The organism is Comamonas koreensis (assembly GCF_021026195.1).
Lineage (GTDB): Bacteria > Pseudomonadota > Gammaproteobacteria > Burkholderiales > Burkholderiaceae_C > Comamonas > Comamonas koreensis.
Map to the genome: position 1 here is coordinate 138,953 of NZ_JAJNCT010000005.1, position 12,217 is coordinate 151,169.

Here is a 12,217-nt window from a genome sequence, read left to right on the forward strand (position 1 = left end):
ATGGCAAAAAGCCCATTATGCGGCAGGCCACCACGGCGCCCTGTAGTCCCATCCTCAATTCAACTCGATGCGCACGCCGCTCTTGACCAGGGCCTGCAGCTTTTTGGTTTCGGCCTGCAGGTACTGGCCAAAGGCCTCGGGGGTGGACAGCGCTACCAGCAAACCGGTCTTGGCAATCTGCGCGCGCACTGCAGGGTCTTCCACCGCGCGATGCAGATCGGCATTGATCTGCTGCACCACCGCATCGGGTGTGGCGGCCGGTGCCAGCATGCCAAACCAGCTGCCGCTGACAAAGTCCATGCCCAGCTCCTTGAAGGTCGGAATCTCGGGCGCGTCCGGGTGGCGCTGCTCGGAGGCGATGGCCACCGCCGCCACCTTGCCGGACTTGACCAGTGCATACGACGACATGCCGTCAAACATGCCATCGACCACACCGGCCATCAGATCGGTCATCGCCGGGCCTTGCCCCTTGTAAGGCACATGGGTAAAGCCGATACCCGCCTTCGTCGCAAACAGCTCGGCGCCCAGATGCGGGCTCGACCCGGGGCCGGATGAGGCCAGCTTCAGCGAACCGGGCTCGGCCTTGGCGCGGTCGATCAAGTGTTGCAGCGACTGCCCGCGCAAGCGGTTGGTGACCAGCAGCACATTGTGGCTGGAGCCCATCAAGCCGACGGGCCGGAAGGCATCGGGCCCATAGGGCAACTGCCGGCGCAGCACCGGGTTGGAGGTGTAGGCATAGCTGGTGAACAGCAGCGTGTAGCCATCGGCCGGGGTGCGTGCCACCGCGCTGGTCCCTATGATGGTACCCGCGCCATCGCGGTTCTCCACCACCACCGGCTGGCCCCAGAGCGTCGCCAGCTTGGCCGCCAAAGTGCGGGCCAGCGTATCGGTGATGCCGCCGGCGGAATACGGCACCACGATCGTCACGCGTTTGTGGGGGAAAGCGGCCTGCGCCTCAGCTGCCGGCGCGGCTGCCGTGCACAAAGCCAAGCCCAGCCCCAGGGCTGTAGCGCGCCAAGAAATCCGTATGGGTATGGACATAAGACCTTCCTTGCCCAGCCTGTCTGCCGGGCAATTGCCAGACCATTGCAAAAGTGGGCTGTGCCGTTGCGGCACAGAGGGTCCCTGGGCAGGCTGCAGCGCCTTCAGCCCCGCAGCATGCCCCGGGGTGGCGCTCAATCGACCTTGAGCTTGGCCACCTTGGCCAGTTGTTGCCACAGCGCCATGTCGCGCTTGACGACCCGGCTGAACTCGGCGGCCGACTTGTGCGCAGGGATCAGCATGTTCTGCTCGGCAAACTTGGCCTTCATCTCGGGGCTGCCCAGCGCCTGGCCCAGATCGGCATTGAGGCGGTCGATGATCTTGGGGTCCGTCTTGGCGGGGGCGAACACGCCGTACCAGCCGTCGGCGTCGAAGGTGTAGCCCTGCTCGGTCAGGGTCGGCACATCCTGCAATGCAGGGCCGCGCGCCGATCCGGAGGCGCCCAGCGCACGCAGCTTGCCGCTGCGGACATGGGGAATCGGCGAGGCAATGTCCATAAAGCCCACGCCAATCGTGTTGGCCAGCAGATCGCCCAGCTCCACAGCGGTGCCCTTGTAGGGCACATGGGGCATGTCCAGGCCGTAGTGGGCCTTGATGCCTTCCATCACCAGGTGGCCGGTCGAGCCACTGCCCCAGGAGCCATAGGCCAGGCGGCCCGGGTGGGCCTTGGCGTACTGCACCATGTCGGCCAGGTTCTTGAAGCCGGTCGCAGGGTTGGCCACCAGCAGGACGCCCGCTGCACCCACCTGCGCCACGGGCGCCAGGTCGCGCATGGCGTCATAGGGCATCTTGGGCTGGATGATGGGGTTGATCGCAATCGAGGACGACGGCGAGAACAGCAAGGTATAGCCATCGGCCTGGGCCTTGGCCACATGGTCATTGCCGATGATGCCGTTGGCGCCGGCCTTGTTCTCGACGTAGAGGCTTTCCTTCAGCGAGCTCTGCAGCGGTGGCAGCAGCATGCGCGCAAAGATGTCGCCGCCCGATCCGGCCGGCCCCGGCACAATCATCCGGATCGCCTTGTTGGGCCAGGCCGTATTGGCCCAGGCCGTGCCGGTGCCCGCTGCGGCGAGCAGGCCCAGCAGCATCTGCCGGCGGTTGAAGTTTGCGCATGAATCGGTCATTTTTGTCTCCTGTTGACTGCGGATAGCCGGCCCTTGCCGCAGCTACCACCTGGTTCTATCGCTGGCCATGTCAGCGCTGCCCGGGCTTGTGGCGCCCGGTGCAGCTGCCAGCGCGCTCGTTACGACATCTTCAGATCGGCCAGTTTGGCCAGGCCACCCCAGATCTTCATGTCGGACTGGATGGAGCGGGCAAACTCTGCCGCCGGTTTGACGGCAGGCAGTGCCATGTTCTGGTCTTCAAACTTTTTGCGGATATCGGCGCTCTGCGCCACCTGCACCAGGGCCTGGTTCAGCCGCTCCACCATCTCGGGGTTGGAGCTGCCAGCGGGCAAAAACATGCCATACCAGCCGTCCGCATCAAACTTGAAGCCCTGATCGGTGAACGTGGGCACCTGCGGCGTGGCCGGTGCGCGCTGTGTGCCCGTCACACCCACGGCCAGCAGCTTGCCATTGCGGATATGCGGCACGGGAGACGCGATGTCCATGAAGCCCATGGGAATGTTGTTGCCGATGATGTCGGACAGCTCGGTGGACAGCGCCTTGTAGGGCACATGGTGGATGTCGATGCCGTAATGGGCCTTGAGGCCCTCCAGCGCCAGATGGCCCGAGGAGCCATTGCCCCAGGAGCCGCAGGACAGCTTGCCCGGGTTGGCCTTGGCATAGCGCACCAGGTCGGCCAAGGATGCAATGCCGGTCTCCGGATTGGCGACCAGAAAAATGCCCGACAGCCCAATCTGGCCCACCGGCAGCAGATCACGCTGCGTGTCATAGGGCAGCTTGGGCTGGATAAAGGGGTTGATCACGATGGCCGACGACGGCGCAAACAGCACCGTATGCGCATCATTGCTTTTGACGACAAAGTCATTGGCGATGATGCCGTTGGCACCCACCTTGTTTTCTACATAGAAGGGCTGGCCCAGCGCCGACTGCAGGCCGGGCGCCAGCAAGCGGGCAAACACATCGCCGCCCGATCCGGGCGAGCTGGTCACCACCAGGCGCACCGGCTTGCTCGGCCAGGGCGCGGCCGCCCGCGCCAGCGGAAGGGCTGCAGGCAGTGCGGCAGCCATGGCCGCCATCAGCAGGGTGCGGCGTTCGCTACGCAACTGGTTCATGGTTGTCTCCTTGTCGTTCGATGTCATGCCGCCTCCAGCTCAGCCAGCACCGTGATGCCCAGCGCCGTGCCATGCACCGCCAGGTGCGCGCCCATCTGAATAACTTGCACCACCGCATCGCGCGCCACGCCCAGGCTCCGGGCCTGCTGCAGCGCTGCGCGCAAGGCCTCGGGCTGGCTGGCGGTAAAGCAGGCATGCAGCGCAATGGTGATCAGGCAGCGCTCGCCAGCGCTCAGGCCCTGGCCGTTTTCTGCGGTGCTGGCCAGCGCCTGCAGATGGCCAAAGTAGGCTGGGTCCATGGCCTGCAGCCGCGCCCACAGGTCGGGCTGCTGGCCGTCCACGGTGCTGTCGGCCTGGGGTGGCAGACCATACACCTGGGCTACCTGGTCCAGCGCCGCCGCTGTCGCTCCTGCGCCTTGCAGGCAAACCAAGGTCAGCACATCCAGCAAGTCTTCATCGCTGGCGCCGCAGGCCAGCGCCTTTTGCATGTGCAGCTTCAAGCCGCTGGCAAACAAGTGGCTGGCAGAAGCATCGAGCGCCACATAGACCAGCTCCACCATGCGCTCGCTCAGGCCGCCGCTGCGCGCCGGGTAGCCGGCATAGTGCGCATAGGCCTGCAAAAACGCCGGGCGGCGGGCCAGCAGTTGCGCATTCCAGGGCCGCCAGTAGCCACGCTCCTGGCGGTACAGCGCCTCGACGGCGGCGGTGTCCAGTTCAGCCATGCTGGCTCTCCTTGCTGCCTGAGATATCCAGGCTCTGCCCGGTCACAAACTGCGCCTGCGCACCGGTCAGAAAACGGACCAGCGGCAGCAGTTGCGCCACTGCCGCCCCCGTGGTCTGTTCAGGCGACAGCAGCAGCGCATTGATGCGCAGGCCCTGCGTAGCCCATTCGCAGGCCAGGGTGGCGACCAACATGCGCGCTGCAGCCAGCGCCGTCTGGTGCTGCCAGGCGGGAACGCCCTGAGGGGCGCTAGCCGGCAGCAAGAGCAGCAGGCTGGCATCGCGCGCATGGGTGGCTGCAAACTGCTGGCCGGCGTTCAGCACCGCTTCCAGCAGATCGCCGACAGCAGGCGCCAGCGCCTGGGTGCTGACCACCCCTTGGCATCGCTCCCCTGTTGCAGCCGCATGCGCAGGCGCATCCGCCTTCAACGCTTGCAACCAGGCACCGTCACAAGCGGCATCACGACCTGCTTGCAGCTGCAGATGCAGCGGCGTCTGTAAAGGCGCAGGCACGGCCGTGCTCAGCGCGCAGCGGCTGCTGCCGCCGTAAATGCCCGATCCGCCATCGACCGACAGGACCTGGCCCGACAGCACATGCGCCTGCGGCTGCGCCAAGAACACCAGCGCTGCGGCCATTTCTTCGGGCTCGGCCAGGCGGCCCAGGGGGATCTTGGCAACGGCATCGGCCAGTGCCAGGCGGCCGGCGTCCATCAGGCCCTGCACCAGCTCGGTACGCACAAAGCCGGGGCACAAGGTGCTCACACTCAGCTGCGGGTAGCGTTGTGCCAGGCTGTGCGACCAGGCAATCAGCCCGGCCTTGCTGGGGCTGTAGAGCCCGCGCCAGGGAATGGCCTTGTGCCCCGCGCCGGAGGACACATTGACAACGCGCGCATCCGGCTTCAGTCGCGGCAGGCAGGTGTCGAACAAGGCCTGCGGTGCCTGCAGGTTCAGCCGCAGCAGGCGCTGCCACTGTGCGGGCGCCTGCCCGGACAGCGGCCGGCCACTGCTGTCCGAGATACCGGCGTTGTTGACCAAGGCATCCAGCGCTGGCAGCTCCGCCAGTTGGCGGCCCAACTCGGCCAGCGCCTGCGCATCGGTCAGGTCCAGCGCAAAGGCCTGCGCGCTGGCCGCGCCTTGCGCCAGGCAGTGCTGGGGCAGCTCGGCAATCGCGGGGCTGATGTCGACCAGCAGGCAGTCCCAGCCCTGCTGCGCAAACTGCAGCGCGGCAGCGCGGCCAATGCCAGAGGCAGCACCGGTGATCAAGACAGCGGGCATAGGCTTCAGATGTTGGTGAAGGTAATGCCGCCATCCACCACCAACGCCTGCGCGGTGGTGAACTGCGCAGCATCGCTGGCCAGGAAGCAGATCGTGCCGGCAATGTCGTCCACCGTGCCCAGGCGCCCCATCGGCGTCTTGGCCACGCGGCCGGCATCGCGCTCGGCATTGCGGTTGCGTTGCGTGCCCTCGGTCGGCACGGCCGAGGGGCAAACCGCATTGACGCGGATGTTGCGCTCGCCCAGCTCCGCCGCCGCAGCGCGGGTAATGCCCAGCACGCCAGCCTTGATGCCCGAATACACCATCGAGCTGCCGGCAGAGCGCAGCGCCGCCACCGAGGCCACATTGATGATGGCGCCACCGCGATCCGCATCCATGCGGGCAGCGGCGGCCTGAATGCCCCAGAGCACGGCCTTGAAGCCGATGTCCAGCATGCGATCCACCGTCTCGGGCATGATCTCGCTCACCGATTGGTAGCGCACCCAGGCGGCGTTGTTGACCAGAATGTCCAGCCGCTGGTGGCGGGCATAGGCCTCGTCCACGGCGGCGGTCATCTCTTCCCGCGTGGCCACGTTCTTCACCACGCCAAAGGCCTGGCCGCCTTGCGCGGTGATCGCGGCCACGGTTTCTTCAACCAGCGCCTCCTTCAAATCATTCACCGCCACCACCGCACCGCGCGCAGCCAGCTGCAGCGCCGTGGCACGGCCAATACCGGCACCGGCGCCGGTGATCAGGGCCACGCGGCCTTCCATATCTCTCGCGATTACCCCTGTCATTGCGTCACCTCACAACGGTCGATAAAGTCAGCTCCCACGGCGCGCATCAGCGCACCGGCACCCAGGCTGGCGTCGAGCTTTTTGTGCTCGCGCAGGCTGCGGTGCAGCCCCAGCTCCCAGGTAAAGCCCATGCCGCCATGCAGGTGGATGGCCTTTTCCAGCACCCAGGCGCCCTGGTTCAAGGCAGCGGCCAAGGCGCTGTCCGCTTGGCGCGGATTGCCCCACTCATCCGGGCGCAGCGCACGCCAAGCCTGGGCGCTGGATGCCTCCAGCAGCAGGCGCATGCGCGCCAGGTGGTGGCGCACCGCCTGCTTGGCCGACAGCGGCCGGCCAAACTGCACGCGCGCCTGCAGGTAATCGGCAGTGCGCTCCAGCGCGCCGGCGCACAGCCCGTTCACATACTCGGCCCAAAGCAGCTTGATATCGGCACAAAAGGCCTGCGACTGCTGCGCGTCCAGGCTCAGCAGCGGCGTGGCACCGGTGGTGGATACCCACAGCTGGGGCACTTCCGGATCCAGCATTGCTTCTTCCTGGCAGCGCAGGGCCGCCTTGTCGTAGAGCGCAAAACCGGCATCGCTCTGCACCAGCACATAGTCGGCCTGCAGGCCATTGCGCGCCACCCCGCTCCAGTCGCCAGCGGCCTGCGCGGCCATCACCACGCACAGCGATTTCTCACCGCGCAGCAGCTGGCCACCGGCCTGCGTGCCCTGCAGCGCCTTGCTGGCGGCAATCTGCTCGGGCAGGGGGTAGGACAGTTGCATCTGCCCGGCCACCCGCACCACCGGCATCGCGAATGCCAGCGGCAGGCCCAGGCCGCCCTGCTCCTCATCGGCGCAGATACCAAACAGGCCGGCATCGGCCATGGCGGCAGCCGCTTCGGCCGGGCCTTGCCCTTGCAGCGCTGCGATGACCGCCTGCGCCGCCTGCCCAAACTCCTCGGGCTGCAGCTCTTCACTTTGCATCGTCATCCCCTCAGTCCTTGGTCAGCTGTTGAATGCGCTGGGCAATGACGTCCAGCTGCACTTCGGTGGTCCCGGCATAGATGCTCTCGGCGCGCGAGAACAGGTAGGCCTGTGTGAAATGGGCCTTGGCGCGTTGCGCCAGCGCGCTGTGGCCAGGGTTGATATCGGCCACCAGCGCCAGCGCCAGCGACGCAAAGGCCTGGTGGCATTCCGACCAGTAGAGCTTGGTGAGCGATCCGCGCGCACCAATCGGCTCGCCGGCCTGCAACTGCTCCACGCTGCGCTCGACCAGGCCCTTGTGGCCATCGATCTGGCTGACCACCTGGCCCACCGCCTGGCGCAGGCCCGGCTCTTGCAGGCGGCCACGCAGTGCGGGCTCGGACTGGTAGGCCCGCACCAACTGGCGCAGCTCGCACTCAAAACGCCAGGCGCGGTACATGCGGTTGGTGGCGCGCTCGATCGACAGCACGCGGATAGCCGCGCTCCAGCCTTCATCGGCAGCGCCCAGGCGGGCCGAATCGGGCACACGCACCTGGTCAAAAAACACCTCGGCAAAGGACTGCTTGTTGTCGATGGAGCGGATCGGCACCACGCGGATGCCGGGCGTGTCCATCGGCACCGCAAACATCAGCAGGCCCCGGTGCTTGTCGGCCACCGTGCCGGTGCGGGTCAGCAGCAGGCAGTAATGGGCCTTGGCGGCGCCGCTGGTCCAGATCTTCTGGCCCTGGATGAGCCAGTCATCGCCATCGGGCGTGGCCTTGGTGCGCAGCCGCGCCAGGTCCGATCCGGCCTCGGGCTCGGAAAAGCCCTGGCACCAGTACTCGCGCATCTCCAGAATCGCGGGCAGAAAGGCCTGTTTTTGCGCCTCGGTGCCCACGGCCATGATGATGGGGCCGGCCAGCTCCTTGCCGATCGAGCTGACGCTCTCGGGCATGGCCAGCGCGCCCACTTCCTTGTTCACCGCCAGGTGCTCGCGCAGGCTCAAGCCATGGCCGCCATAGGCGGTCGGCCAGGTCATGCCAGCCAGGCCCGCCTGGTACATGCGCGCTTCCCAGTCGCGGCACTCGTCCAGGCTGGGCGTGCGGTAGTCCACGCTGTCGGCGCGCATATGGGCGGGCAAATGGCTGTGCAGCCATTCACGCGCATATTGCCGGTAGGCACCCGGGCCCGATGCGGCATCGGGGCGGGCGAAATTCTCTTCCTGTTTCATCGCATAGTTCCGATCAAAGTCTCCGTGGCGTTGCACATCAGGCCTGCGGCTGGGCCGCCACCATCAGTGCATCGACCGCAATCACGCCCTCGCCGGCGGACTGGACCAGCACCGGGTTCAGGTCGATCTCCGCGATCTCGCCGGCATAGGCCAGCGCCAGCTCCGACAGGCGCGCCACCGTGGCGGCCATGGCCTGCACATCGGCAGCGGGCTGGCCGCGCACCCCTTGCAGCAGCGGGTAGAGCTTGAGCGAGGCAATCATCTGCAGCGCCTCGGCCTGCGTCACCGGTGCCACCTGCACCGCCACGTCCTTCAGCACCTCGGCATAGATGCCGCCCATGCCCACCATCACCACCGGGCCAAAGGCCGCGTCATGCGATATGCCGGTGATCATCTCGACACCGCCACCCACCATCGGCGCCACCAGCACGCCATCGATCTGCGCCTGCGGTGCGCGCTCGGCCACCCGCGCCAACAGCTGTGCATGGGCCGTGCGGGCCTGCGCGGCGCTGCGGATGTTGAGCTCCACGCCGCCGACTTCGGTCTTGTGGGCAATGTCGGGCGAGACAATCTTGAACACCACCGGGAAGCCGATCTGCTCGGCCGCAGCCACCGCTGCATCGGCGGACTGCACCACCTGCTCCTGCGTCACCGGCACACCGGCCCGCGCCAAAAAGGCCTTGGCATGGAACTCGTTGCGGAAGACCTGGGCATCCAGCGCCTCCCAGTTCTGCACGGCAGCGGGCGCGGTTGGGGGCTGGCCCAGCGTCTGGCCCAGGCGCACCATACCGGCCAAGCCACGGGCTGCCGCATCAATGGTCGGGAAGATCGCAATGCCCGCGTTGGCAATGCGCTCGGTCACATCGGCAGGGCCCTGGCCAATCAGCACGATCAGGCGGTCGGGGTAGTCGCGCCGGATCTGGGCCAGTGCCTCCTGGTACACACCGCTCAAACGCGGGTTGTGCAAGGACAGCGACAGCAGCAGCACCAGGGTGCTGCGCGATGCGTCTTCCAGCAAAGCGGTGAGCAGCTTGTACAAGATATCGGGCCGGCTGGACATCTGCGCCGTCGCATCCACCGGGTTGCGGGTGCCGGCCACCGGCACGGCTTCCTGGATACGGGCACGGGTGGCGTCCGACAGCTCGGGCAGGTCCAGGACCGCCTGCACCATCGCATCGGCCATCATCACGCCAAAGCCGCCCGATGCCGCCACCAGGGTCACGCCCCGGTTGCGCGGCAGCAGTGCCTGCGGCACCACCGACAGCGCCGCCGTCAGCTCCACCATGTCTTCGATGGACTGCACCGTTAGCGCACCGGCGCGGGTCAGCGCCGCTTCGATCACGGCATTCGATCCGGTCAGCGCGCCGGTGTGCGAGGCAGCAGCTGCCTGGCCTTGCTCGGTCGAACCGATCTTGAGCACCACCACCACCTTGCCGGCGGCGCGGGCTGCTTCCAGCGCCTGCAGCAGCTTGCTGCCATCGCGGCAGGTTTCCATGCAGCACAGGATGATGCGGGTCTGGCTGTCGCGGGCCAGCGCGGCAATGCCGTCGGCAATGTCCACATCGGCCTCATTGCCGGTCGCCATGAAGCGGCTGATGCCCATGCCCCGGCGCACCACCGACTGCATCGTGAAGCTGCCCAGGTTGCCCGACTGCGAGACGATGCCCACATGGCCGGCGGCTGGCAGCTTCTCTTCCAGCGCCACCGAGAAAGAGCCAATCACCCGCTCCTCGATACCCACTGCACCCAGGCAATTAGGGCCCAGCACGCGGATCTGGCGCTCCCGCGCAATCTGGCTCAACTGCCGCTGCAGCGCTGCGCCCTCCTCCCCTGCTTCTATGAATCCGGACGACAGCACAATCGCTGCCTGCACCCCTTTGTCGGCGCAGTCGCTCAGCGCGGCGGGCGCCATGGCCGCCGGCACCGCGATGATGGCCAGCTCAGGCACCTGCGGCACATCGCGCACGCTGGTATAGGCGGGCAGCGACTGGATGCTGCCGCCCTTGGGATTGATGGGGAACACCGCGCCGGCAAAGCCATGCTTTTTGAGCAGATGCACGGGCCGCCCACCGATCTTGGTGGGATCGTCAGAGGCACCAATGATGGCAATCGCGCGCGCATTGAAAAACGGATCAAGACCTGCACCGGGCTGCAGGCGGGTGGTTTGCAGCATGCTCAGCGTCCTTTGAAAACAGGGGCGCGCTTTTCCAGGAAGGCCATGCGCGCTTCCTTGGCGTCGTCGGTCTTGGCCAGCGCCATCGTGAACTCCTGCTCAAAGCGGTAGGCATCGCGCTGGGGCATCAGGTCCACCATGTTGGCGGCACGCTTGGCGTAGATCACCGCCAGCGGTGCCTTCGACGCAATCTCGCGTGCCATCTCCATGGCCTTGGGCAGCAGCGCTTCGGGCGCCAGCACTTCTTCGACCACATTGCGCTGCAGCATCTCCTGGGCGGTCAGTCGCTGGCCGGTAAAGAACATGCGGCGCATCGTCGAGCGACCCAGCAAGGTCTTGAGCATCGATGCCCCGCCGGCCAGGCCCACATTGATCTCGGGCATGCCAAAGGTCGCGTTCGACGAGGCGTAGAGAATGTCGCAGGCCGCAGCCAGGCCCATGCCTGCGCCCAGGGCCGTGCCGTTCACCGCTGCAATCACCGGCTTGGCGCATTCCTTGATCGCATTGCCGGTTTCGCGGGTGATGCGGTTGTGTTCCAGAAAATCGCCGGCCACCTCGGCATTGGGGCGGTCCTTCAGATCAGCGCCAGCGCAGAACACCGAGCCGGAGCCGGTCAGCACCGCGCAGCGCACATCCTCACGCTCGGATATGGCATCAAAAATGGCCACCAGCTCGCGCCGCATCGCACGGTTGAGGGCATTGACGGGTGGGCGGTTCAAGGTCACCAGGGCCACGCCATCGGCGACTTCCAGCAAAACGGATGGCTCAGACATGGCGGCCTCCCCGGACATTGGTTACAGCGGCGGTAACCGTTGGCTGGAAGGCGGCGCAGGGCGCAGCCTGCGCAATAGGCGCTATCACTTGCATGTTGTCTCCTTGGATCTTGGCCGCTCATGGCGAGCGCCTGTTTCGAATCTGTGTTTGATTCTAGGAAGGAACCCTGCAAATGATTTCCCCCCGATTGGTTGAATCTGTTCTGCGTTCCCCGGGGTAGTGGCGCCCTGGGGCAACCCTATGATGGACAGCAACCTACGTGCAGCGCGGCTCCATCCCCGGAGCCCCAACCTGAAGCCACCCCATGCATATACAGCCCCTGATCCCGCAACGCCTGGCCCTGGGTGAATGCCCCAACTGGGATGCCGCCACCGGCCAGCTCTGGGCCATGGACTGCCGGCGTGGCCAGCTGCTGCACATTGATCCGGCCAGCGGCCGGACCGAACTGCACCTGCTGCCAGCGCCCACGGGATCCTTTGCGCTGAATGCCGATGGCAGGATCGTCATCGCGATGAAGGAGGCGCTTGGCTTGTACGACCCTGCCAGCCGCCAGCTGCACACCCTGGCCGAGCTGGACGAGCACCTGCCCCATCTGCGCCTGAACGATGGCTGCGCGCTGCCCGATGGCCGCTTTCTGGTCGGCAGCATGCATCTGCATCTGGAAGCAGGCGAAGCGCCCAAGGGCGGCATCTATGTGTTGGAGCGGGATGGCCAGCTGGCGCGCATAGGCCCAGCCCTCAAAACTGCCAATGGCCCGCTGTTCCACCCCCACAACGGCCGCCTCTTTATTGCCGACAGCGCCGCGCAAAGCATTTATTCGTTTGATATCAGCAGCGGGCAAGCACAAGACCAGCAGCTGTTCATCAGCACCCAGCCCCAGCAATCCGCGCCCGATGGCTGCTGCTGGGACCGCGATGGCGGCCTCTGGACCGCCCTGGTGCGTACCGGCCAGCTCGCCCGCTACGATGCCCAAGGGGCGCTGAGCGAGCTGATCAGCCTGCCGGTGGCCCACCCCAGCGCGCTCTGCTTTGGCGGGCCGGATCTGGCGGA

General features: G+C 66.5%; 11 protein-coding genes. 1 reads left to right on the forward strand and 10 read right to left on the reverse strand.

All coding sequences use genetic code 11. The annotated features are described in order from the left end of the window. Positions 1 to 54: 54 nt before the first annotated feature. From LPW39_RS02790 to LPW39_RS02835, 10 genes are all read right to left on the reverse strand, one after another. The gene (locus LPW39_RS02790) at positions 55 to 1,041 is read right to left on the reverse strand and encodes a tripartite tricarboxylate transporter substrate binding protein (RefSeq protein WP_230771138.1); all 987 of its coding nucleotides are present in this window, start codon (positions 1,039 to 1,041) and stop codon (positions 55 to 57) included. 134 nt (positions 1,042 to 1,175) lie between these two features. Next, positions 1,176 to 2,165, reverse strand: coding sequence for a Bug family tripartite tricarboxylate transporter substrate binding protein (locus tag LPW39_RS02795; protein ID WP_230771140.1), 990 nt, complete (start codon positions 2,163 to 2,165; stop codon positions 1,176 to 1,178). A gap of 119 nt (positions 2,166 to 2,284) precedes the next feature. Next, positions 2,285 to 3,277 (reverse strand): Bug family tripartite tricarboxylate transporter substrate binding protein, encoded by a 993-nt coding sequence (locus LPW39_RS02800; RefSeq protein ID WP_230771142.1) that lies wholly within the window; start codon positions 3,275 to 3,277, stop codon positions 2,285 to 2,287. Between the two features lie 23 nt (positions 3,278 to 3,300). Further along, on the reverse strand, positions 3,301 to 3,999 hold the full coding sequence (locus LPW39_RS02805; protein WP_230771144.1) for a carboxymuconolactone decarboxylase family protein: 699 nt from the start codon (positions 3,997 to 3,999) through the stop codon (positions 3,301 to 3,303). Beyond that, positions 3,992 to 5,272 (reverse strand): SDR family oxidoreductase, encoded by a 1,281-nt coding sequence (locus LPW39_RS02810; RefSeq protein WP_230771146.1) that lies wholly within the window; start codon positions 5,270 to 5,272, stop codon positions 3,992 to 3,994. The genes LPW39_RS02805 and LPW39_RS02810 overlap by 8 nt, the downstream gene beginning before the upstream one ends. 5 nt (positions 5,273 to 5,277) lie before the next feature. Beyond that, a complete protein-coding gene (locus LPW39_RS02815) occupies positions 5,278 to 6,024 on the reverse strand; it encodes an SDR family NAD(P)-dependent oxidoreductase (RefSeq protein ID WP_230771148.1) in 747 nt (248 codons plus the stop codon). A gap of 20 nt (positions 6,025 to 6,044) precedes the next feature. Then, the gene (locus LPW39_RS02820; RefSeq protein WP_230771149.1) at positions 6,045 to 7,016 is read right to left on the reverse strand and encodes an acyl-CoA dehydrogenase family protein; all 972 of its coding nucleotides are present in this window, start codon (positions 7,014 to 7,016) and stop codon (positions 6,045 to 6,047) included. Between the two features lie 4 nt (positions 7,017 to 7,020). Further along, positions 7,021 to 8,220 (reverse strand): acyl-CoA dehydrogenase family protein, encoded by a 1,200-nt coding sequence (locus tag LPW39_RS02825; RefSeq protein WP_230771151.1) that lies wholly within the window; start codon positions 8,218 to 8,220, stop codon positions 7,021 to 7,023. A gap of 37 nt (positions 8,221 to 8,257) precedes the next feature. Further along, positions 8,258 to 10,393 carry an acetate--CoA ligase family protein gene (locus LPW39_RS02830; protein ID WP_230771153.1) on the reverse strand — a complete coding sequence of 712 codons (2,136 nt, stop codon included), beginning with the start codon at positions 10,391 to 10,393 and terminating at the stop codon, positions 8,258 to 8,260. Between the two features lie 2 nt (positions 10,394 to 10,395). Beyond that, entirely contained in the window at positions 10,396 to 11,166 is a 771-nt protein-coding gene (locus tag LPW39_RS02835) for an enoyl-CoA hydratase/isomerase family protein (protein WP_230771156.1), read from the reverse strand. A 305-nt stretch (positions 11,167 to 11,471) separates the two neighbouring features. Between LPW39_RS02835 and LPW39_RS02840 the strand changes: the two genes are divergently transcribed. Further along, the coding region (locus tag LPW39_RS02840; protein WP_230771158.1) for an SMP-30/gluconolactonase/LRE family protein at positions 11,472 to 12,217 on the forward strand (746 nt) is incomplete at its 3' end.